The organism is Methanobrevibacter thaueri, from assembly GCF_003111625.1.
In the GTDB taxonomy this organism is placed as follows: Archaea; Methanobacteriota; Methanobacteria; order Methanobacteriales; family Methanobacteriaceae; genus Methanocatella; species Methanocatella thaueri.
The window spans coordinates 1-25,499 of sequence record NZ_MZGS01000032.1; the positions used below are offsets into that span (position 1 = coordinate 1).

16 protein-coding genes are annotated in these 25,499 nt (G+C 34.6%); 1 reads left to right on the forward strand and 15 read right to left on the reverse strand.

From position 1 onward, the window contains the following. Positions 1-228 precede the first annotated feature (228 nt). The 12 genes from hisB to MBBTH_RS10560 form a co-directional block, all read right to left on the reverse strand. Positions 229-807 carry an imidazoleglycerol-phosphate dehydratase HisB gene (hisB, locus tag MBBTH_RS10505; RefSeq protein WP_116592991.1) on the reverse strand — a complete coding sequence of 193 codons (579 nt, stop codon included), beginning with the start codon at positions 805-807 and terminating at the stop codon, positions 229-231. Between the two features lie 39 nt (positions 808-846). After that, positions 847-1,050 (reverse strand): 4Fe-4S binding protein, encoded by a 204-nt coding sequence (locus tag MBBTH_RS10510; RefSeq protein ID WP_116592992.1) that lies wholly within the window; start codon positions 1,048-1,050, stop codon positions 847-849. A gap of 9 nt (positions 1,051-1,059) precedes the next feature. Beyond that, entirely contained in the window at positions 1,060-1,752 is a 693-nt protein-coding gene (locus MBBTH_RS10515) for a TOBE domain-containing protein (protein WP_116592993.1), read from the reverse strand. 57 nt (positions 1,753-1,809) lie between these two features. Next, a complete protein-coding gene (locus MBBTH_RS10520) occupies positions 1,810-3,369 on the reverse strand; it encodes a flippase (protein ID WP_116592994.1) in 1,560 nt (519 codons plus the stop codon). Positions 3,370-3,420: 51 nt separating this feature from the next. Further along, positions 3,421-3,996 carry a flavodoxin family protein gene (locus tag MBBTH_RS10525; protein WP_116593032.1) on the reverse strand — a complete coding sequence of 192 codons (576 nt, stop codon included), beginning with the start codon at positions 3,994-3,996 and terminating at the stop codon, positions 3,421-3,423. A 226-nt stretch (positions 3,997-4,222) separates the two neighbouring features. Continuing rightward, the gene (locus MBBTH_RS10530; protein ID WP_116592995.1) at positions 4,223-4,546 is read right to left on the reverse strand and encodes a DUF2149 domain-containing protein; all 324 of its coding nucleotides are present in this window, start codon (positions 4,544-4,546) and stop codon (positions 4,223-4,225) included. Between the two features lie 4 nt (positions 4,547-4,550). Then, positions 4,551-5,198, reverse strand: coding sequence for a MotA/TolQ/ExbB proton channel family protein (locus tag MBBTH_RS10535; RefSeq protein ID WP_116592996.1), 648 nt, complete (start codon positions 5,196-5,198; stop codon positions 4,551-4,553). Between the two features lie 9 nt (positions 5,199-5,207). Beyond that, on the reverse strand, positions 5,208-5,918 hold the full coding sequence (locus MBBTH_RS10540) for a DUF2162 domain-containing protein (protein ID WP_116592997.1): 711 nt from the start codon (positions 5,916-5,918) through the stop codon (positions 5,208-5,210). A 100-nt stretch (positions 5,919-6,018) separates the two neighbouring features. After that, positions 6,019-11,181 (reverse strand): cobaltochelatase subunit CobN, encoded by a 5,163-nt coding sequence (locus MBBTH_RS10545; RefSeq protein WP_243409824.1) that lies wholly within the window; start codon positions 11,179-11,181, stop codon positions 6,019-6,021. A gap of 167 nt (positions 11,182-11,348) precedes the next feature. Next, positions 11,349-14,459 carry a DUF3344 domain-containing protein gene (locus MBBTH_RS10550; RefSeq protein ID WP_116592998.1) on the reverse strand — a complete coding sequence of 1,037 codons (3,111 nt, stop codon included), beginning with the start codon at positions 14,457-14,459 and terminating at the stop codon, positions 11,349-11,351. Positions 14,460-14,524: 65 nt separating this feature from the next. Then, positions 14,525-18,289 carry a DUF3344 domain-containing protein gene (locus MBBTH_RS10555; protein ID WP_116592999.1) on the reverse strand — a complete coding sequence of 1,255 codons (3,765 nt, stop codon included), beginning with the start codon at positions 18,287-18,289 and terminating at the stop codon, positions 14,525-14,527. A gap of 183 nt (positions 18,290-18,472) precedes the next feature. After that, positions 18,473-20,857 (reverse strand): Ig-like domain-containing protein, encoded by a 2,385-nt coding sequence (locus tag MBBTH_RS10560; protein ID WP_116593000.1) that lies wholly within the window; start codon positions 20,855-20,857, stop codon positions 18,473-18,475. Positions 20,858-21,021: 164 nt separating this feature from the next. Between MBBTH_RS10560 and MBBTH_RS10565 the strand changes: the two genes are divergently transcribed. Further along, a complete protein-coding gene (locus MBBTH_RS10565) occupies positions 21,022-21,873 on the forward strand; it encodes a phosphoserine phosphatase (RefSeq protein ID WP_116593001.1) in 852 nt (283 codons plus the stop codon). On the opposite strand, the gene MBBTH_RS10570 is transcribed toward MBBTH_RS10565, so the two are convergent. Genes MBBTH_RS10570 through MBBTH_RS10580 form a run of 3 tightly spaced genes read right to left on the reverse strand, consistent with a single transcriptional unit; the run spans position 21,870 to position 25,322 of the window. After that, the gene (locus MBBTH_RS10570; protein WP_116593002.1) at positions 21,870-22,151 is read right to left on the reverse strand and encodes a zinc ribbon domain-containing protein; all 282 of its coding nucleotides are present in this window, start codon (positions 22,149-22,151) and stop codon (positions 21,870-21,872) included. The two genes, MBBTH_RS10565 and MBBTH_RS10570, sit on opposite strands and share 4 nt — an antisense overlap. 53 nt (positions 22,152-22,204) lie before the next feature. Continuing rightward, positions 22,205-23,446 (reverse strand): bifunctional 5,6,7,8-tetrahydromethanopterin hydro-lyase/3-hexulose-6-phosphate synthase, encoded by a 1,242-nt coding sequence (locus MBBTH_RS10575; RefSeq protein WP_116593034.1) that lies wholly within the window; start codon positions 23,444-23,446, stop codon positions 22,205-22,207. Between the two features lie 52 nt (positions 23,447-23,498). Continuing rightward, on the reverse strand, positions 23,499-25,322 hold the full coding sequence (locus MBBTH_RS10580; protein ID WP_116593003.1) for a threonine--tRNA ligase: 1,824 nt from the start codon (positions 25,320-25,322) through the stop codon (positions 23,499-23,501). Between the last annotated feature and the right edge of the window lie 177 nt (positions 25,323-25,499).

Here is a 25,499-nt window from a genome sequence, read left to right on the forward strand (position 1 = left end):
TAAAACGAATATACAACGAAACAATACAAAACGAACTCATACACCAAAACAACAAACAAAATACCTGAAAATAATAAAAATTAATGCAAAAAAATTTTTAAAAAATAATTAATTTTGAGTCGCCCTCTTTTTTAAAAATCAACGCCACACCAAAATGATGTAATCCAAAACAAGTGAATACTCTCTATTTGAAATAATAAAAATAAAAAAAAGATAGCTAATGATTAGCTATAATACTCCTTTTGTAGAAGGAATCTGATCATGTTCAATTTTAACCGCTTCTTTTAAAGCTTTGGCGAATGCCTTGAACACTGCTTCCGCCTTGTGGTGATCGTTTGCACCTTCGACTGTGCCGTAAATGTTCAGCTTGGCGCTTGAGGCAAATGATTCGAAAAAGTGAATGACGACATCAGAGGTCATGTCTCCAATCTTTTCATTTTTGAAGTTCAGTGCCATGTTGCAGTAGCTTCTTCCGCTAATGTCAATTGCCACTGTGGATATTGATTCATCCATAGGAACCATTGCATGGGCCATTCTTTTTATTCCCTTCTTATCTCCAATGGCTTCAAGGAAAGCCTCACCAAGCAAAATTCCGACATCCTCAATTGTGTGGTGGTCATCGATTTCGACATCCCCTTTTGCCTTTATGTCCAAATCTATCATGGAATGTTTGGAAAATGATTCCAACATGTGATTAAAGAAGTTGATACCTGTATCAATGTTGTATTTACCTTCCCCATCCAAATTCATTTTTATTGCTATATCGGTTTCTGATGTTTTTCTTGAAACATTTGAAATTCTAGTCATAGTTTAACCTATCGAATAATTAATTTTACCTTAAAGGATTTAAACTTCTTCGCCCGGACGTATAATTTTAATGCAGTCTGTAGGGCATTCCATTGCACATAGTGTACAGACATGACAATATCTTAAATCCAATATACGTGCAACGCTGCCAACTTTCCAAATTTTAGCTGATTTGGGGCAAATCTCAGCACATTTTCCACAACCAATGCATTTCTCCTCATCAACTAAAATCTGTAACGGCATAATATCACCTTATAATTTTAAAGTTGCGACAGACATCGCCTTGAATCCTACATAGACCTCTTTTCCTATGTTGAGGTTCAGCTCTTTTTCAGCGGAAACGGTAATATCGGAACATAAGGTTACGCCACCAACATTGACCTTGACACGAATGATTTCGCCCTCAAGCCTCATTTCGACGATTTGTCCCTTGAGAATGTTACGGATGCTTGAAGTCTGAGGCTCCAGCATCAGGAAGATGTTGTCATAACTGATTAAAGCCAATACATGATCTCCAATCTCATAATTCCTATTCAATGGAGCGTTGATTTGGAAACTTTCCATCTTGATGGTCATTACGCCTTTAACATCGTCAATATCAATTATTTCAGCCTCGATTTCATTGACATCCTTGTGAAGCTCCATGATAGCATTGATCTTTTTACATTCTTTAAGGATAGAGTAGCCCTCTTCTGTGAGAGTGGTTCCTCCACCTCCGCCTTTTCCACCTTTTGTTGTACTTACAATCTTAACATCAAGTGTTGATTCCATCTTTTCAATGTAGTTTAATGCGGTCCTATATGAAACCTTAATTTCCTTAGCGGCACTTGTTAAGGAACCGGTCTCCAAAATGGACTCAAGCAATCTGTATTTCTTGGTATCAAGTAAAAAGGAATTGCCGTCCACATTGATTTTGTATTCAACACCTGCACTAACATCAGCCATATTATAAATCCCCCGAAATATAATAGAATTATTTATATATTTTATATTTTAAATAGTTTAGTTTCTAAATGTTAGTCTTTCGACAAAATTTAAAAATTTATCGATAACTTTCGCTAATGGCCCCAACCTAGATGAAAAGCGTCTTAAACTATCGATTTCCTCTTTTTGGAAGAACTTGACCAATATCAAAGCAAAGAAATAAACGATGACACAAGCAAAAATGCCTGGGAATAACCATAATGTGGTTTTAGGAATGAAAAATGCGAATGCCCCCATAATCAATGCCGCAACGACTATCTTGACAATAGAAACTGTAGGAGCTTTGGTATTTGTTAATTCAAATACAAAGTAGACACATGGAATCATCATCAGAAGGCATGCGAGACTGGTAGCCAATGCCCCACCTGCAATTCCCAGGAACGGAACCATATACCAATTAAGCATTCCTGTGACAACGGCTCCGCCAACAAGAATGTACATAGGTATTCTAGGATTTCCGATACCCTGAATGATACTTGTGGAAATCGCAAAAATTGAATAGAATGTCATGCCTATTGAAAGGATTGCCAATGCGCTGGCACCTGCAACATAGGCGGGATTTTTAAAGTAAAGGATTCTCAATGTAGGGGATGCGAACAGTGCAAGTCCGACACACATCGGAACAACAAACAATAATGAGAGCTTATAAGCTTCGGAAACGTATTTCTGTAAAGTCTGATTATCCTTTAGCTTGAACGCTTCAGAAGATGCAGGCAGAATTGTTGTTGCAATAGAAACAGAAATGATTAAAGGCAAACGTGCAATCGGATCGGCCGCCGCAAAAAATCCAATCTCATCAAAGGTTAAAAACCTGCCCATAACGATAGTACAGATATTGTAAATGAGCATCTCGGCAATAGCCGTAATGATAACGGGTATTGAAAATTTCACCAGGGTTCCAGCAAGGGACAGCTTATCCCTTCTTGTGAAAACAAAGTCTTTACTTGGCTTTGGAATATATTTGGGCATATACACCTTAAAGATATATGCTGCAGCCACAACAGATAGTGAGTAACCTAAAACAGTACCCCACAATGCTCCAACGGTGGACAATCCTATCAGAACAAATGCTGTAGCGAACAGAATCATACCAATCTGCTCAACGGCACGGGTATAGACGATATACTCCATCTTATAGACACCCTGGAATGCTCCTCTCAAAGCGCCGACAATAACACTGAAAGGTGTAATCAAACCGACAATCTGAAGCGGTATCAGCGCTGCAGGCTTTCCAAGGTAATGATCTGCGAGATAAGGCGCCACAACAAATATCATCAGCACGCCAAAGAAAAGTCCCAGGAATATCATTATCTCCAAGGCCGTGTAGATTGTCTGGCGAGCCATGTCGTGTTCTTCAACGGCCTCATACTCGGCAACGTACTTGGCTATTGCTGGAGGCAATCCTCCGGCCGATAAGGTCTGGAAAATTCCTTGAAACGGCAGTGTAATTCCCAAAACACCATAGGCAGTAGGTCCTAGGAGTATCGCCATCAAGAAACGATAGACATAACCTCCTATACGGAAGATTATGTTTCCTATGAGAATTATCAAACTACCCCGTACTAACTTATTAGCCATATTTTAACCTTAAAAAAAGTTTTTTAATCTATTTTAACTTGATTATAATATTTAAATGTATTTATTTAGGAAATTTTCAAATTCGTGCAATGTCCTATCCAATGACTCCATTCCGTAAGCATCCTGCTTTATTTCGTCAATTGAGTCCTGAGACCAGAATGAAGCGCCCAAATTAGACCCGAAAGGTCCGCCACTGACAGGGATAATACCATGTATCATGAAGTAAGTTATATTTGACAGATGGGCAAAATCCTGACCTCCTGTACGGTCTCCCCCAACGGCAATGCTCATTCCAATCTTTCCCCTTAAAATGTTATAGTCAATTGCCTCCAGGGCACGGGTCCTGTCCATTATGATGGATAGATTGGCGGAAATGGACCCTGACTGGACAGGAGTCGCCAAGATGATTCCATCCGCATTTAGAAGGTTTTCATAAACCTCCCCCATGTCATCCTGAATGATGCATTTTTTGTTTTCCAGGCAGTAATCACAGTGAAGGCATGGCTTTAAATCCTTATTGTTACAGGTAAACATCACCGTTTCACAATCAAGCTTTTGTAACGCTTTTTCTAAAATATATTCAGTTGTACTGTTTCTTGGACTTGCACAAATTCCAAAGACTTTCATGAAGATAATTTTATTAGAATTAATTAAAATATATTTGGGAATTTTCACTTGGACACAATCTTGGAGGAGATTACAAGGAAAATATCCTCAAAACACAAATTTTAGATTTAAAAATAAAAATATGAGCACATAGTTTTAAAAGATGTATCCTACAATAAACCATTTTAAAAAAAATTAAAATATTAAGGTTTGTATTTAGAAAAAAAATATTTATGACTGAAGAATATTATTCTTCAACCATAATCAGTTTTCCCGTTGAAGGGTCTTTATATACTGTTCCCATTTCCATATAACCTTGACCTGAACTGTTTGAAGTGTCCGGTGTTTCATTGAGTTGATGGCCTTCTGTAACTTCAGTAGTCTGTTGCGCCTCCTGAATGGGTTGATTCTGATTTTCCTGGAAAACAACGCTCTGCATATTCCAGCTGATTACTACAAAAATCAATAAACCAACTGCAATTACAAGCATTGCATCAACAAGGTTAGATGTCCCTGCCATAGGGTCTTCTTCACTTTCAGTGAAACGTTTTTTACTTTTTTGCCTTACCATTAAATCACCCTTGATTTAATTTGTCTAAAACACAATCAACCAAAACATCCAAGTTGGATAAGTATTCCTCATACCATCTGCGTCTAATTTTAGCAACAACATATGCTACAGCACCGGATCCGATACCTACTACCGTTGTATCAAAAGCTACAATAATTGAATTTGCCAAGGTATTGATGTCTCCCGCTCCTAATGCTGCAAGACCGGGTCCCATTGGAATCAATGTACCCATTAAACCCAATGTAGGTCCAATACGTGTAATAACATCTGTTCTCCCAAGGGATTTGGTAAAACCATTTTCTTCTGATTCTATTAATTTACGTGCAAGTGCTTCTCTTGATTCTTTTGTAAGAGATTGTGCTCTTATTACTTTCATTAAGATTAATTTTTGTGATTTTGGAATTTTTGCACCTTCAACAATTTTTTTCACATCCTCAATTGATGGAGCATTATTTATATTGAAAACCAACTTTTCAATTAAATCCGTTGATACTTTCATCCGTGAAGTATACTCCGATACTAGACCTCCAAGCATCAATATTGCAAATAGTGCAAATAATAATAAAAAGATAACTACAGGAATTTGTAAACCCTGTGAGATTGCATTTAATGCTGATGTTAAAAATTCACTTCCGGGAACTGTTGTAACCATGTAATTCACCTACGATAAATGACTCCTATTTCTTGATATAAACATTCCAACCACAATAACTACAACCAATAATATTACAAATATCGCTAAATTATCAGTTGATGCTATTGTAATCGGATTCATTGTATTTATTAAAATATCGGTAATATATGGCAGGAATAGTGCTGATATTAAATAATAAAGTCCTAAAAAAAACATAAAATTGCCTAATATGATCGGATATGGCTTGTCCAAAAATACTTTAACAAATGATTTTGACATGAAATATGTTATTATTATTGTTGCCACAAGTGCAAGTGCAACATATATACTCAAGTTTACCGCACCTAAACCAATTGTTGGTGCAACCAATAGTACACTAACTAAAATTGATCCAAAACAACATGGACATGGTGCAATAACTGCCATTGCAGTTGCTGCTGCAGTATTCCTTTCATAAACTTTGTATTCTCTTATTGTAAATATTCCCGCTGCAATCATGATGGCTGCCATAATCAGGAAAAATTCAAAGTTATAGGCATAAATCCAGTTTGTAATTTCCTGTGTAAAAAATGAGGCAATCCAACAGAGTATAAGAACTCCACCACCATAACCAATTGATACACCAAGTAAATACTTTTTGGAAAAATTGGCAAGCCCTGTTGCAAGGCCGAGCTTTATTCCGAATATTAAAACTGCCGCCAATATTCCTAATTGCCATAATGTTGAAATAACGTCCATAATTTTCACCTATTAATAATTTTAAACTTAAATAAAACATTTCCTTGAAAATATTTTATTTAAGCTTAAAAAAATAATAAAAAAGGTTTATATAAAACCTTTATTCATTAAAATTGTAATTATAGTCAAAGTCTACGACTTCCTCTTTTTCTTCATCTTTATTTCTAATGTAACCTAATCCTATGATAATTACCAGTCCAATGACTGCAAGCACTGCAAGGATTGATAATCCGGTGTCGGATGATGATTTTGTAACAACCGGATTGATTTCAGCTGCTTTTTTACCATCCTGTGATGATGCGCTTTCTCCTGCATCTCCAGTGCCCTGAGACATGCCTGTACTAGGCTGACTTCCATCCACTCCCACTCCATTGCCGGAAGATGTACTTCCAGTTGCGGACTGTTTGGTGCTTGATGTGGAAGATGAGTTTGTCTCAACGGTGGATGTTGCATCTGATCCTTTTTGAGGATTTGGAGTTGAAGCGTCAGCATCATTTTGTGAAGGGTCAACTGAAGCATTAGTTTGAAATACCGGGTTTTGGGTTGCTTCATAGAGTTTTGGCAGTAATTTTGCAAGAATATCTGCATTAACATATGTTATTGCCCATTGCATCATTGCCACATTACCGCAACTGCAGTCACAGCATGCAACACCGTTTTGCACGGTTGCCTGTGCCCAGGTATTTGCAATATCCCTTATTGTTGCATCATCCGCATTCCAATAGCCTTCCTTAATTGCTGTAAGCATTGTTCCTGACATGGATATTAATGAGTATGCATTGTTACCGGATTTTAACCATTCGTTAACGCCTATTCCATATTTGTCTCCATAGTATGTATCATATACTTTTTTCCACAATCCATCAGATACCGCTGAAGGACGGGTAACCTGCCAACCGAACAAGTTGGTGACAAATTTGTTTGAAATATATCTGGCACCGCTGTAACCTTCATTCATCATACCTTTAATCCATTCAGGATTATCATACCTTGCTGTAATTTCTGCATTCATTACTTCTTCAAGAGATTTCACATATGGATGAGCCTTATCTGCATACATTAAAATATTCATTTTTGGAGTTTTTCCTGAAATCTGTTCAACAGTCATTGAAAGACCTCCCCAGTAATCGAAGAAGTCATCATTGTCTAAAACTCCATACTGATTGGTGTTACGACTTGCAACAATTGTATCCGCATTTGATAATGCTCTAAAGAACACTATAGGATTTGTATCACCCCAATAGTTTTTGGAGTACATGTTTCCCATTCTTCCAAGATAGAAATCAGCAAGTTCAGAAGTATCATTCCAAGTCCAGGACATCTGAACGAGTTTTGATATCCCTGCACCGTAATCTCCATTTGGAGGTGCAAATATTCTTGTAATCGCACATTCACCTGCATAAGTGGCATTATAGCCAATGCTTAAATAGTATAAGCAGTCCTCAATCCAATGTTTAGCAACATAATTATCTTCTAAAGATTCAGAACCTATTCCCTGATAGTTAATTCCTTCCATTACAAATTCAAGAGCTTCCAATAGTTTAGCTCCCTCTTTTGTTTTAATAAGAGTCCTATTATTCTTAATAGTATTATATGAACAGGCCAATGCCATTCTAAATGCATTATCCATGAGAACTGCTTGAGATGAGTATAAGTCCCTGAATAAACCACTTGTAATGACTGAAACATCAATTCTTTTTTTAGCCCATCCTTCAGGCCTTACTAAATCATCAAGAGGAACAACCCCTGGATATGCTTCTGTTTTCATACCGGTGACATATCCTTCATCATCTACACCTGCAGATGCTGAAGCGTGCCATTTTACCTGCATACCAAGCAAGTATAATACGGTGGATACCAATGCACCATCGTCTCTTGCAGTTTCTACACACCAAATACCCATGATGATTTTTTCTGTTTCATCATCAAGGTCTGCCAGTGTCAAGAGTGCAAGAGTTTTTGCATATTCATAGGCATCAGTGGTCGGAAGTTCTGCAGACTGATCCTGAAACATATTATAGCCTGTCGGCAATATTCCCGGTGTTGCAATCAAATCTCCACCATAGCCAATAGGTATGTATTTACCTTCCAATCCCTTAAGCATTGAGTTTAATTCATTGGCAATACTTTCATTAATCAAATTGATGTATTTTTTAGCCTGATTTAGGCATTCCAATAAATTATTATCATCAATATTTAAAGTGCTGTAAACCGTATTTGCATCCCAATATATTAAAGCCTTACAAATGTCATATGATTTATTTAGGATGAATTCTCTTTCAAATGCAGTTAAATCCTCATAATTCTTTGAATAGTAGTGGTTTGACAATACTTTATAAAGATTTGTAGTTCCCTTATTTCCGGGCAGGTCAAAATCATGGGATATCATTGCGGATACCGTATTTGCAACATCATTATCGTTCCACATCTCACCGATTGCATGAAGACCTAATGGATATAAAGTATTTTGCATTTCCTTAAGGAATGTGTTTGTATAACTGACCAAATCAGCATCACTAAGCGCCTTGGTCTCATTTTCTGATAGGCCAAAACTACCGTAATACAAATTGTCAATTACAATTGCTCTCAATTCATCTGCCAATACTTTTTTGACAGTTTCATTAAAGGTATTCTCATATTCTTCAATGATTTTTGCAGAAACTGTCAAATTACCATATAATTGAGTGTATGCCATTGGAGAGGTTAAATGTGAAATCATCACTGCAAATCCTCTTCTTTTAGCCTGAATTGCTTCGCCTAAACCATCAGTAATGTAGAAATATAGCTGAGGAACATCTCCCACCACAACAGATCCATAATCATTGTAAGATAAAAGAATCTCTTTTCCAGGCAGCCATTCGTGTGTTCCATGTCTTCCTACAAATATCATTGCATTTGAATATCGGCTTTGCATATAATAGTAAGCGGCAAGGTACTGATGAGTCGGTGCAACAGCGGTACAGTGATAAAGGTTTTCAATATCTGACTCCCATCCCCTTTGAGGTTCAGGTGCAACAAATATGTTACCGAATGTTAAACCCGGAATTACAAAGTAATCAATTCCATTACGGTTTACCATCATGATATTACCTGGTGCTTCACCCCATCCGTTTAAACCTGATATATTAAGGGATTTGAACTCTGCATAATACTGTTCAAATATTTGATAATCACTGTATGAGCCGGTAGATGCATATTGCTTTAAGCTTGCCACAATATTCTTTAAAACCTCTGTTGCCCTGACAGTGTTGTTTTCAGGAAGCAGTGCCGCTACCTGATTATACCACTCATCAATTGTATCGCCAATTGTTACAGTATATTGAAGCTCAACAGCCCTTTTTGTCAACTCTGCAATATATGCAACAGGACCTTCGGAAACCTGTATTTTTACAATATCATCTAAAGTATTATACCAGTTCACATATTCTTCAACCGGGAATAATGTGATGCCTGGTTGGTCAGCCAATTTTTGAAGCTCGCCCGGAGCCCAATTAGCGACATTAATACCGCATCTAATCATCTCATTTTCAAGTTCAGATACATTTTTAGGCAGTTCACCAACATTATAACCCGCATCTTTTAAAGTGTAAAGCATATTATAGATACTTGTTATTGAGTCCAAGTAACTGGAACCGATGTTCTGTTTTCCCGGAGGATAATTATAGTAAATAATGGATAAAACTTTATCATCATTTAATGTATAACGTAAATCCACCCATGAGGAAATTCTATCGGTCAATAAATTGATATTTTCATGATGAGGGGAATAACCGGTGATTAGGGCACCAGTTCGCTGAGACAATGTCTTAGCAGCCCCACCAATGAAGGTGGCATCAATTATACCTTGTGCTTCAGCAATTGATACATGCCACCATTTATCACTCATAGTGGTTGTCAAACCGGTTGAACTTAACTCCCACTGAGCATTTGACACATAATCAGAATGAACTGCCCTAAATACAGGAACTCCTACCTCTTCAAAGAAATCTGTAGTGTTTGCAAATGTTTCACCACCCACACCATATGCAACCATAGATACAATCGCATCGAGATTTACATCATATTTTGAAGGATCCGCTAAAAATTCCTGATAAGTTGGCGCTGTTGTGAAAGTCTCAACCATTACCATAAGCTGCTCTTTAGTAGCACCCGCTGCAAATACCGGAATTACATTGAATCCTTTAGATTCCAATTGCTCTACAATCTCATAACATGGCTGCAGCGCATTTGAATTTACATACATTGTACTTTCCAAAACACATGCAACACGGGTTTTTGAACTGTCAAAGAATTCTGCCTTATAATCCTCCAATGAATACCATTTGTCCCGGTAAATACCATATAATCTTGTTCCGTCACTAGTTGGTTCTTGATACTCCAAATCAAATCCAAGATTATTTAATATATAAAGGATTTGGCCTTTAAGGTTATCCTTATTGTTAATATCCTTATATAAGACAATGTTATTAAATATAGAGTTGAATCTGCTTCCAAAGTCAGTTCCATAAAATTCAATAATGTCTTCAAATGCAGTTCCCCTTTTTGTGAGTGTAAAGTATGTGACTATTTCCTCATTGGTAAATCCGTCAAATATCTTTACCCCATTAATAACATTTTTCTTCAATAAGTCAATAGAAGTTGATGTTGAACTTAATTTTCCAGAAGGAGGTTCGAGAATTAAAAATATGTCCTTTTGCGCTAAAGCAGGATAATTTCCGATGAGACTTGTCAAAACAGCATCCACATCAGTACTAATCCACTCGCCAATGAATGCATCTGAATTATCAATTAATGCATACAATTCATCTTCAGGCATATCTTTGATTTGTTCCCCACTTCTAATAACCAAATTTACATCCAAACCATTATCAAGTAGCTCTCTAGCAGCAGTATCCAGAATATTTGTTCCGGAATTGTCACTAATAAAGAAAATGGTTTTTTTACCGGACCCTTGAGAAGATAAAATCTCTTTAGAAGAATCACTTACCTCAGTATAACTATCTAAAGCAAGATTATCATTAGAATTATCACTTTCGTCTTCCTCTGAAACATCTAGATTATCATCAACTTGAATTGTTGAATTTTTATTTTCAACAGCTAATTCACTAACATCATTTCCAACACTTATGTCAGATGAATCTTCAATTGAAATGCAATCTGTTTGATTAACTGATTCAGCCGAAATTGCAAGCATTGTAAATGACAATAGAATAATCAAAGCGAATGATAATATAGAAAATTTCTTTATGCCAAATTTCTGCATAATAATTAATCCCCAAATTATGCATGATAATAAATCATAACCATCTATTATCAAAATAGTATATGTTTATAATAATTAATAAATATTTTTGAATGAGTAATACTTTATTTGTAAAAAAACTGAAAAAAGTAATACTTTTAAAAAAAATGAAATAGAGAAATTAATCTCTATTTTTTTACGGTTAATTTTTTGCTTACTGTGTCTTTACTGTATGTGACTTTGTATGTGTATTTTTTGCCTGCTTTAAGTTTTTTAAGAATGTTTTTCTTAATGGTGAATGTTGCCACACCTTTTTTATTGGTTTTAGCTTTTAAAGTTTTTCCATTGATTTTAAGTTTAAGTGTTTTGCCTTTGAGGTACTTTCCGTTGACTTTTTTAAGGGAAACTTTAATTTTGAGCTTTTTAGCAGATTTTTTGACTTTTTTGTTGGAAGCTTTAATAATGCTGTTAACTTTGACATTATTTGTTACTTTAATGCCATCGTAAGATGCGCTGACAGTGTATTTGCCTGGGTTTAAACTAAGTTTAACCTTAGCAACACCATTTTTATCAGTATTTGCAGAAACAACTTTACCATTAACAGTAAATTTAACAGTTTTACCAGCTAATGCTTTACCATCCTGAGTAACTTTAACAGAGTAATATTGATTACTGGTATAAAGCATAGTAACATCCTTTGCTGTTAAAACTACTTTAGGTTTTGATTTTTCTACAACTAAAATTTGCTGTAAAGCTAAAATTCCCCCTCCGGTAGAAATAAAACCGACAGTGTTTGAACCTTTAATCAAACTAGTCACATCACTACTGAAATACTGAAGAGAATGGGCATTATCCCCACTCCAAACGTTACTGTAAACATTATCATTAAAAGTCAAATCAGCTAGATTATCTTTAGCGTTAGCTGCAAAGACATACCATTTGGCAGATTTAAGTTTGTCTATGTTAACATTAATATTATCAGTAATGTTTACAGACCTATCCGCTTTGTTATAACTTGTTTTGGATAATATATCAGCACCGTTTTTAATATAAATATTTTTTAAATTGCCATCACTTTCATTATATAATCCAATTAATGCCGGAGGATAGAGTGCAGCGTAAGTGCCGTTCACTTTAATTAAGTCAAGAGAATTAGATCCGTCCTTAATTAAATCTGAAACATCATAAATTATAACTCCATACCAGGACAAGCCATAAGAACCTAAGTTTGTCTTATCCCTATATTTACCGACAATACGGTTAGAAATATCAACATTATTAAAAGTCATGTTGAAAACCGGAAAACCTGCCGGAGTTTTATCATAATTATATGAAATATACAATAGGCCATTTACAAAAACAGAATTTTTTGGTAAATTTAAAGTAAACTCATAAGATTTATTGGCTGCAAGCTCATCACTTCCGAAATATGCATCAGCACCTAAAACATCGATTAAAACATTGCCTGTTACTGTTGTATTCAAATTGAATTCTAAATCATCAGTTGGATAAGCAAAATCCTTGTTTAAATAACCGTTATACCTGATAGGAACGGTAATATTGCTTTTTGCAAGTAAAACATTCTCATCATAAACTTCAACAGTATAGGTTACATGATTATTTATTGCACCGGCTAAGGTGGACTCATCAATAACTCTAACTGTTGGGTCAATTAAACTGATTTCGTTTAATGAATCCTTTAATTTCATAGTTTGAGTTGAGACGATATTTCCATCTGCCAATAATTTAACAATATAATTACCATCATAATTAGCATTTATTGATGCTGTAATTACATTATTGGTTCCTGCATATGCAGTATTTGAATACTCTGTGGCAATTTTTGAAACGGTAACCTTTGTATCTTCCAATGTTGTTACAAGAAGTTGATGAAATGCAACAACAGTAGTGGTTGTTGCAACAAAACTAATATTATTTGATTCCTTGATAATTGAAGTTACATTTGCTTGATACATATCCATTGTTTCACTGTTACCGTCATAAACATTTTCAAAAGTATGATTGTTAAATACCAAATTGGCATCACGTGAATGAGCACTTCCTGCAAAAACATACCACATTGCTTCAGTGACCTTATCCATTGAAATATCTACTTTACTATCTGCTTTAATTGGTCTGTTTCCGTCATTATAGTCATTATATAATAAATCCATACCATTTCCAAAGTAGACATTTTTATAAGATGCTCCTGGTTTTTCATACAATGTCACAACAGAACTTGAATATAGTGCAGTTGAACATCCTCTATTTACAACAATTGTATTCTGTTTATCAGGTCTAGTTAAATCTGTAATATTATATCCTAGCAAACCATATTTTAATGCACCCCATGTAGAACCCATATTGGCTAAATCAAGGGAAGACCAAAGGAGCCTATCTGAAATATCCACATTATTGAAAGATACATCCAATAGTGGAAAACGATTATTCAAATCATCCGGAGTGTGATCCCAGTTATACAGAATGTATAAATATGATTCTGTTATTTTTCCCCCACTCAATCTGAGATTAAATGATTCGCTTCTTGAACCTGTAGATGCTCCGCTATAAGTATTTGAGTTGAAACTATAGAAAACCACATCACCCTTAACTGATGTAGAGTAAGACCAATCCCATGATTCGGATTTTGGATATGCATAATCCTTACCCAAATATCCGTTATACATAACATCAGCGATGATTGAATTTTGTGTGATTAATGTATCCATCTGATAAATCTGAACTGTATAATTGACTTTTTTATTATCTGCACCCCTTACAGTAGTTTCATCAATTGGCCTAATTGTAGGATCATTTAATTTGAACTTTTGATTGCCTGCAGTTAACTGAACATCTAATGAATCAACTACCTGATTATCCGCTAACAGCTTAATAGTAAAATTATCTTCAACATCAGAGTTGATTGTTACTGTCAATACATTAAATGTTCCCGGAAAACAGATATAGTCAGCAGGATATTCTGTACTTATCTTACTAACAGATACTGCTGAACCCTGAGTTTGCTTTTCACTAGATGAATCTGAACTTAATGTATTTTTACTGGACGGTTCATCTGATGAGGAAATATCATCAGTTATAATATTAGAATTAATTGATGAATTATCATTTTCAGATAAACCAATATAATAATCTTTTGAATTATCTATCTCTTCAGTTACTGCCATATCATCAATATTTTGAAAAGTGTCATTAGTATTCACTGAATCCTGAGCCACAACGCAACTAAGAGAAATCATCATGAAAAATATGAAAATCAATAAAAGAGAATATTTTTTCATTAAAATAACCACCTTCAAACAATTTAAAAAAAAAAAAGATTAAAAATAGAGATATTATTCAATCTCTATTTTTTTACGGTTAATTTTTTACTTACTGTGTCTTTACTGTATGTGACTTTGTAAGTGTATTTTTTGCCTGCTTTAAGTTTTTTAAGAATGTTTTTCTTAATGGTGAATGTTGCTGCACCTTTTTTATTGGTTTTCGCTTTTAAAGTTTTTCCGTTAATTTTAAGTTTGAGGGTTTTGCCTTTGAGGAATTTTCCGTCAACTTTTTTAAGGGAAACTTTAATTTTGAGTTTTTTAGCAGATTTTTTGACTTTTTTGTTGGAAGCTTTTATGATGCTGTTAACTTTGACATTATTTGTTACTTTAATGCCGCCGTAAGATGCGCTGACAGTGTATTTGCCTGGGTTTAAACTAAGTTTAACCTTAGCAACACCATTTTTATCAGTGTTTGCAGTAATAGCTTTACCGTTAACAGTGAATGTAACAGCTTTACCTGTTAATGCTTTACCGTCCTGAGTAACTTTAACAGAGTAATACTGATTACTGGTATAAAGCATAGTAACATCTTTTGCTGTTAAAACAGGTTTAGCCAATACATGAATAATAGAATTCACAGTCATTGCTTTATATTTGTCATCCCCTAAATATGTACATTTAACTATATTGTCCCCAGCAGTTAAACTAGGAATGTTAAATGTAGCGGTACCATTGGTAACTTCAGAGAATAATTTATTTCCATCAACTTCCAATAAAACATAACCTTTAGCATCACTTGGTAAATCCATTGTGAAGCTTGAGGTTTCACCAGTAGTGATTTCTGCAGGTAAATTCAAATTAAACAAAGCAGTTTCAACAACAAATATTTGTTGTAATGCAGTTATTCCACTTCCGGTAGCAACAAAGCTAACAATATTGGAATCTTTTATTAAATCGGATACATCTGCAACATAATATTGAACAAGATTGTAGTCTGTACCGTTCCAAACATTGCTGTAAAGTTTATCATTGAATACTAAGTCTCCTCTTCCGGAAGTACCTCCAGATTCAAATACATACCAATAAGCATTCTGCATTTTTCCAGCATCTAAATCTACTTTATTTGTAACATTCACTAATCTGCCGGCTTTATTATAGCTACTTTTAGTTAATTGATCAGCGCCATTTAATATGTAAATATCGCTTAGAACTGTACTGTTAGTAGTGTTGTACAATCCAATTAATATGGTAGGATAAACTGCAACATTGGTTCCATTAGCTTTGATTAAAACAAGAGTGTTGTTTCCATCTTTAATTAAACCGGACACATCATAAATAAGAACACCATAGTATTTTTTACCATAATCACTAGTACCTAGATTAGTTTTATCCCTGTATTTTCCAAGGATTTTGTCTGAAATATCTGCTCCGTTGAAGGTCATGGTAAATACCGGATAACCTGCAGGGGTGAAATCAGAAGTATATGGAACATATAAAAGACCGTTAACAAATGTTGAATTTCCAGGTAAAGTTAAAGTAAAGTTATCAGTTCTATTATTAATTCCAGTACTAATATATCCACTTTCAGTGATATCGACTAAAACACCGCCGGAAACGGTAGTGTTTAAAGTGTAAGGTTCATCACCGGTAGGATAAGCATAATCTTTACTTAAATAACCATTATATCTGATAGGAACTGTGATATTTTTAGTTGATATTAATTTATCACCATCATAAATCTCAACTGTATAAACAACTTTTTTGTTAGTGACATCAGCAGCATAAACAGTAAATTCATCAACAGGTCTGATTGTAGGATCAGTTAAAACAATAGTTGAAATTCCCTTGGTTAAATCAACAGCACTTTCATTAACTATCTGACCGTCTGCCAATAATTTAACAGTGAAATTATTATTAGAACCAATTGGGATAGTAGAATCAACTGTGGCAGTTATTACATTATTGGTACCAGCATAAGCAGTATTTGTATATTCAGTTGCAATATTTGTAACTTCCACATCCAATTCACCAACTGTTGTAACGATTAATTGAGTTAAAAGAGTAGAACCTTGACCCGGAGCAATTGCTTTAAGGGTTATATTATTTGATTCTTTAATTATTTCAGTTACATCTTTACTAAAATAAGCTGTATTAGTAATAGTACTATCACCAGGGAATAGATTAAAAGTATTATTATTAAATTCAGCATTAGGTATATTACAACAAATTGCAATAGACCCAAATAAATAATATGTAGCATCAATAATATTATCTAATTTAACATTTACTTCATTTTCAACTTTATTGGCATCTATATAACTTTCACCATTACCGAAATAAACATTTTTTTGAGGGGCTCCAGGTTTCTGGATTAAAGTAATAATATATTCATTAAAACTAGCCACACGATTTGGAAGATTCATATATAAGTAATTACCTTCATTAGCTTTTATCCAATCTGTAATATTAAATATAAATAAAGAATGGAAATAATTCCCATCTGGAAAAGTATAAATATCCATTAAGTTATCAGTGATGATATGTCCATTGAATTGAATTACGTTTAATAAAGATTCTATGGTTGCACTTTTATGATTTCTAATAGGTAAAAAAAGATAAGATTCAGTTATTTTTTCATCTTCATTTAAATTTATAGTAATGTTTGTATGATTAACTTCACCTGAGCCTTGATAATCATTATATATGAAAATATCTATATATCCATTAACAGTAGTATTGTAAGACCAATCATAAATACCAGAAGTTAATTCATGTACATCAGCTAAGTTTTCTTCAGAACTGACAGACAATACTTCACTTAAATCAACACTTCCCAATAAATCATTACATTGTTTTGCAGGAATTTGTTCTTCTTCAAGAGTTAAAACACCTAAAACTGTTTTCATGGAAAAACCATAATAACCACTACCAGGAACCCATCCTAAAACTGTATTGGAACTGCCAGGCATATAGTTTGAAATATCATACCATTCATTACATTTATAGTAACCTCCAGAAGCAGTATTATTCGCAATTGTACTGCAACCATTTATTGTAAATGCAGGATTTGAACTTGAAAGAATAACATTTCTCAAATTAGCATTTTTCGGATTTGAAATAGAGGCTGTTTCAAAAGTGGTAGTTGCCGGTTGATTAAACCATGCCTGACCTGATTTAATCCAGTAATAAATTACATCATCATCCCCGTCATCATAAGCAACAACTAATGCAAACCATTTAATTCTACCATCAAAACTATATCCGTTAATACGAGAAGTCTCAATTTCAAAATTTAATGTTGTACCATTTAATCCACTGATTGTGTCTGTAATATCATATCTCATATCATAATCAGAGTAGACTTTTGTTATGTTTGCATTAATAGTATACACAGTACCGTCAGTAGAGCCCTGAGTACAAACTAAATTTTCACTTTTGAATAAATTTCCATTCATATATATTTGAGCATTTGCACCATATGTTGGCTGAGCACTGCCTGAATAGACATTAGCATGCAAATATGCCTTTTTAATAGTGGCATTTGACGGAACATCATAGGAAAATGAAGAATAAGTTCTAAATAAATGATCATCTTCAGCAATGTCAACTCCCCCAGAGACATTACCACTATCTACAGTTTGAAAATTACTTACATCATTAATATTTCTATCTGCTGATTCATCTATATCAACATCAATTTCTTCTGCTGATTCATCCATATCCACATCGATCTCATTAGATACAGCAGTGACATTTGAAATATCACTATCTTCTGCTGAAACCGAACTAATAGAAACAGCAATGATGAAAATTAAAGTTATTAAACAAATTAAATACTTTCTTTTCATTTTATCTCCTTATTTAAATTTATAAAAACCAATAATACATGAAGTATTACAAAAAAGTAAAAAATGAATATGTTAGTAATACTAATTAATGCATTATTAATAATATTATATAAATAAGAGTATATAAAATTTACTTTAAAAATATATGACATTCAAAAAAAAGAATGAAAAAATGAAAAATCACTATTTTTTAATTGTGATAGTATTTTTAATAGAAGATTTTCCATATGTTGAAGTTATAGAATATTTGCCGACTTTAAGATTCTTCAAAGTTAAAGTGGCTATTCCCTTTTTATTGGTTTTTGCCTTATAGGTTTTTCCTTTAAATTTGAAAGTGATTTTCTTATTTTTAAGAGCTTTGCCTTTCGTGTTTACAAGCTTGGCCGTGAACTTGATTTTCTTAGATTTCTTTTTGGAAATGTTTTTAGCAGTCAAAACCGGCTTTACAACTATTTTATTTGAAACTTTAAGATTTTTATAAGTGGCTGTAACATAATAGGTATTTTCCTTTAGTGTAATCTTATATGATGCATAACCGTTACCATCAGTGGTGGCTTTAACTGTTTTTCCTGAAATTTTAATTGAAACTACCGCACCTTTGAGGGGTTTACCGTCATCTGCAAAAAGGCGAACCTTATAATAGCTTCCCTCTCCAAAATACATCACAATGTCAGAACCTGTCAGTTTTGCCTGGGATATGACATTGATTTTGTTTGTAATCAGGGAGGAATTATAAATTACCGGATCATTAACGCAAGCAGTTATTAAAAAATTACCTGCCCCAAGAGCGATACTTAATGTTGAAACGCCGTTTTCATCACTTTTAATGTGATATACCTTACCGTCAACGGTGACATTTAAGGATACATTGCCTAAAGGATTGTTATTGTCATCTCTAACATTAATTTTATAAATGGCATTTTCACCGCATTTAACGCTAATATCAGAGGCAGTCAGCCTGACATTTTTAAACACAACTGCAGTGTTTATACATCCAAGACAATTGAAAATTTCAGGCTGTGAAACATCACATCTGATATTATAAATTCCAAGAGGTAAATCGACATTTACACTTGCAGTACCATTTTCGTCGGTAGTTGGATAATATGTTTTCCCATTAACTGTAACATTCAGTGAAACATTAGCCAAAGGATTATTGGCCATGTCTGTCAATTTTACAGTGTAGGTTACATTATCCGGGTATTTCACATAGACATCAGATGAAATTAACTTAACATTTAATGGAGAATATTTAACAGGTGATGAAAATGTATATGAATCAGCAACAACACCGCAGTCATATATTACTATTGTATAGTTCACGTATTTTGGACCATTTAAAATATTATATTCCTTTCCATAAGTATTCATGTCAACCAACTGAAAATCACATCCCTCTTGCGGAATGTAAAGGAATATTTCATCATCTTTAATGCCGTCAACATACAGTCTGGTTAAATATTTACCCGGCCTGTTTGCACCAAAATGAGCATTGACAGCGGTCACATCATCATTTAATGTAAATCCTCCGACAGTGTGAACATCTGAAATGTTTAATGAAATGTTCTCTTTTCTAGGAGTTGATTTGATAACGGTTAAAACCAGTTTTAAGGATGGAGTGCCTGCCCATCCTGCACCCGGACCGTATTTGATAAGTGTGTCACTTGAAGCATTATAAAGATTTGTTGCATTATAAATATGGCGCTGATAATATCCGCCGCTGATTGTACAAACATCCCCTTCATCAAGTGAATTGCATGAAACCCCGTTGACATCTATTTGAGTTGTACCGCTTGAAAGTAAAACCGAATCAATATTAAAATAGTCAGTTTTTCCTAAAGATCTTGTTGCATAGTCAATATATAATGGTGTGTCCATCCAGGTTTGACCGTGACGAATCCAATAATAGATTTCATCATCATCCCCATCATCATAAACAGTGACCAGTGCCAACCATTTTATTCTTCCATCAAAATTCTTTTCCATTTCCGCCTTTAAATCATGGGAAAGCATTGTAAAATTTACTGTTGTACCGGTTAAACTTTGAATTTTATCGGTTATGTCATATCTCATTTCATAATCTGAATATACTTTAGTTATATAATCATTTAGCTCATAAATTTCACCATCAATGGAACCCTGGTCAATGAATAATGTTTCATTTGCAAATGATTCTCCATTGATTGTAAATTTAGCCCCCAGTGCATAGCTTGGCTGTGCACTGCCTGAATATACATTAGCATATAAAATAGATGACTTTATTGTTACATTTTCAGGAACATCATATGACAGATACCCGTAGTATCCCTCACGCTTAACCGTTTTTTGAACACCATTAATGGTAACATTTTCTTCATATTTTATCTTTTTTGCATCCCATGGATTGGAATCAACTACATCAACACCTCCGGATGCGATTCCAAAATCAGTTGTCCTGTCATTCATATAATCTGAAACATGGTCATTTCCAGTAACATTTGCAACATCCTGAACATCATTGGCATATATGCAACTACATGAGCATGCAAAAATAACTGTTAAAATTAAAAGAATGAAATATTTTTTCATGTAAACTCCACCTTCACGTTATCTAATATTCTATTGAAATAATACATTTAAATATATTATTATTACAAAATTCGCCATAAAACCTAAAAAAGTAATACATCAAAATTCATAATATTTATTTAATTAAAGAAATATAATTATAATATTAGTAAAAGGGGAAGACTATGAAATATGGAAAGGGCATTGTAAAAAAATATTCAAGAGAATACAATAGGACTCTGAAAAGCGGTGAACGTAAAAAGTACACCACAGAACAAATCCAAATCACAGTGCCTAAAAACGAAGACATTTACGAAAACAAGGAATCAGTTCTAATCATCCCTAACTCAGAAATTGAGGAATTTAAAAATAGAGAGGAAGAGCTTGGAGCATTAAGAGTAGTTAATTACTTATATCTTGAGGAAGTGAAAAAATTGGAGAACGAACTAAAAAACATGAATAATTCAACTGCTTTGGAATATGAAAAGAAAATTGAGGACCTTAAAGCGGAGCTGGAATTAAAAAATAAAGCTTTAAATGAAATGGAAAGCAAATACAAATCACTTCATCAAGACAATATTGACTCTCTCAAACAAGAAAATGAAAGCGTCAAAGACAAGCACTCCAAACTCATAATTGAAAATGAAAACCTCAAAAACAAGTTCGTCAACATAAAAACAGAAAATGAAAACCTCAAAACCAAATATTCAAGCATCAAAGAAGAAAACAAAAACCTGAAAAGCAAATGTTCAAAGTTAAAAGAAGAACATGAAAGCATTCAGGAAAGCTACAATAAGGTTTACACTAAATACGATCATTTGAAACAGGAAAACCTCAATACCAAAACCAGTTATGCCGAAATCTTTGAAATGAACGAAGATTTGGAAAAAGATTATGAAAGCTTACGCCTTGAATACAATGATCTTGTCGATAAGTACAACGATATGAGCGAAGAATTGTATAATCTCAAAACAACCAAGAGCCATGATGAGTTCATAGCAAACAAGGTTAGAGAATTTATATTAAATAAGGGTTAAAGAGTTTTGTAATCATCCTGAAACTCAGGATTCCACCTTTTCAAACCAGGAATGAACATTGCTGTGATTCCAGTAGCTTGAGTTTCGGCAAGTCTTGGATTTTTTTCCATCATCTCTTTAGTTTTTCTAACAATCATCTCTTCTAAAGTTATATCAGGTTCAGTGTACTCGCCATTTTGGTAGCAATCTTTACAAAATTCCGGATTAAGACTACCGTCCTTGTTTGTACCGTAATCCTCTTTTACAATTGGCTGTCCACATGAATTACAAAATCCCATAAAAATACACCTTAAAAAAAATAGTAAGGTAAATTAGAATGAATCTAATTTACTTAGTCGTCTTTTACTTCAATATTTTCGTCTTCATCCATTGCAAGTCTCATGTTGTCTGGATCTGGGTCAAAGTGTTCTAAGAAGTCTTGTGCAGCTCTTCTTACGTCTCTTGAACCAATGATGTATCTACCTGCAATAATGATGTTAGCGCCTTTGATAATTGCTTCTTCAACATTATTAGGTTTGATACCACCTGCAACAGCGATTAAACCTTTATCACCTAGAATTGCTTTAATGTCTTTAATGTTACCCCATTCGGTCATGTCACTGGTGTCTTCACCGTGTTCTGCCCTGTAGGTTTCCATATCGACATTTCTGTGTAGCAATACGATGTCAGGTTTTAAGTCTTCAGGAAGTTTAGCTAACTTTTTCTCGAATTCAGCAACGTTCATCATATCAAGGATTGAGTAGATACCTTGTTTTTGGGTTTCATGAATAGCTTTAGCAATAGATTCAACGGTACCGAGACCGGAAATAGCTACTGCATCAGCGGTTTCGTCTGCTGCCATTTTAACTTCCACACGGCCGACATCTAAGGTTTTCAAGTCTGCAATGATGAATGCATCTGGACGTAAAGCTCTGATTTTTCCAATAATTCCAACACCGAATTTCTTAACAAGCGGAGTACCTGCTTCGAGTAGGATTCTGTCGTTGTCCGGTAAGTCCTTGATGATTCTTTCCATTGCTTGCTCGTTGTCAAGGTCAAGTGCAACTTGCAAGTATGGTGGGCTCCAGAGTTTTTTGACTTTGAATCCCATGATTGGGTGAGTTCCACGATCTTTTTCCGCAAGCACTTTTTCGATGGATGGGTATCCTTCCATAGCTCTTCTGATAGCTAATTTTGTTGCTCCGTAATTGTATTGGTAGATTTTTCTGTAATCTTCAGCTGAAGGGTCAATAAATACACTTACATTGATTACGATGTCTTCTACAATGTCTTTTGGAATGTATCCATCTTCCACTGCATCAGCAACTGCTCTTGCAACAGCTGTTTGTGCAGGTCCGAATATTTTACTTGCGTCTTCTAAGTCTCCAACAGTTACTTTAGGAATGATTAAAGTAGCTGGCTTGGTCATTAAGTTAGGTCTAATTACACTTGTTAGTGGAGTGTGGCCTACGGAAAGGTTTGATAAACCGTTAGCGAAAGCTTGGCCTACTGGTCCTTGCTTATCACCGATTAATAAGTCAACGTGTGCTAATTCAGGGCCGTCTCCAATAAGAGCTTCTCCTATTCTATACATTGGGTCCATTAAATTTCCTCCATATTATACTATAATTTTTATTTTTAATAAACTATTGGAAGTTAATCCTTCTTGAGATATCTTTTGGTAAAGGTAATCTTCTGAATGGTTTTCCTTCACATTTAGCATTAATTTCATCGATTAATTCATCTGCTGTCATGTCAACCTTTTCACCGGTTTCACGTACAGTAACTTGGAATTTACCTGATTCGACTTCCTTGTCTCCAACGACAAAAATGTACGGTATCCATTCCTGGGATGCGTTTCTTATTTTCTTACCTACACTTTCATCCCTGTCGTCAATGTCAACACGGATGTTTGATGAGTTGATTTTTGAGTATAACTCTTCTGCAAATTCCTTGTGGGATTCGCCGACAGTCAAGATTCTTGCTTGAATCGGGCTTAACCAGGTCGGAAGCATTGGTGCCCTTTCATTGATTTCAATTGCGGTCTTTTCAAGCATTGCACATAAAACTCTCTCAATACTGCCTGTCGGTGAGGTGTGCAATATTGTAGGGTTATGTTGATTGCCGTCTTCCCCTAAGTAAGTGATGTCAAATCTTTTACCGCTTTCAACATCAATTTGTACGGTTGGGTTTTCAATCGGACGGCCTAATGCGTCAATGTTTGCGAGATCGATTTTACATACCCAGTAGTGGTGTCTTTCAGGCAGGATTTCCAAAAGAATCGGTTTTTGGAATTTTCTTGCTATATCATACATCCACTCTTCATTCTCATCAAAGAAGTCCTGGGTTGCTCTGAAAATCACTTCGAAATCGAGATTCAAGTCGACACCGGTTTGCATACACATGTCGGTCTGTTGTGAAAATTCTTCAAGTGATGCCTGCACGTCAGTACAGAAGGAGTGACAATCAGGCATTGTGAATGCCCTTAATCTTTTAAGGCCGACAACTTCTCCTTTTTTCTCATAACGGAAACTGTATCTGGTCAATTCAAAGATTTTTGCAGGGAAGTTTTTCCATGTTAGGTATGAGTCGGACATTAATCTGAATGCACCGAAACAAGCTGCAAATCTGAGCATCAGGTTCTTTTTGGTGTCTGTCCTGTATTGCCTTTCACCAAACTTGTAGGCATGTTCGTAGATAGCCTGGTTGTCCAAATCGTAGAAGATTGGGGTTTCAACAGGCATTGCTCCACGGTCTACAGTCAAATCATAAACGTAATCCGCCAGAAGGTCTCTGATTAGCTTACCTTTAGGGTACCATCTGAGGTTTCCCACATCGGATGCAGGCTCGTAGTCACAGATTTCCTTTTCCCTCATGATTTTCACATGAGGAGGTTCGCCTTCATCGGATGCTCCGCGTCCAAGCTCATAGTCTACCAATTGCTTGAAAGCATGGTTTTCAAAGTTAAAGTCATCAATTTGAGTAATCTTGTCCCCTTCAAGGATTTGCCACTTGGAAGGTTTTCTTTCGACCTTTTCCTCTTCCGCATCGGCAGTGATTGTTCTTGAAAGTTCGCTTAACGGGTGTCCTTTACATGAAATTTCAAATGCCTTATACCATCCAAAAGGTACTCTTTTAACATTTAAGTCTTTAGCTAAAAGTGCCTGCTCTGCATCTTTCAAGATTTGAACAGCGACTTTTGGAGAGCTTAATGATGAAGATAAGTGAGCATATGGATACAATACTATATTTTCAGCTTGAACTTGATCATTAGTTTTTAAAACTTCTTTAACTAAATTTTCAACAATGCCTTCTGGATTATTTTCGTCGTCTTTTTCAACAGCTGTAAATACTACTAAAGAATCATCAAAGGAGCCTTGTTTTTTAGCCTCTTCAATTTCTTCGGCTACAGGTGTTTCTTTTTTTACATTGTAGTTTAAATAATCAGAATGAATAAGAAGTATTCTCATTTAATCACCTAATATTAGTGATTTAATTTTTGATTTTAATATTATATAAAAATAGCGAGAACGAAAAGTATCGAAAATCCGATGGAGATTTTCCTATCAAAATATAGCATTTAGCTATCATCAAATAAAAAGTAGTAAAGAAAATATCAATTTAATTTATTCTTCATTGTGTTTAGT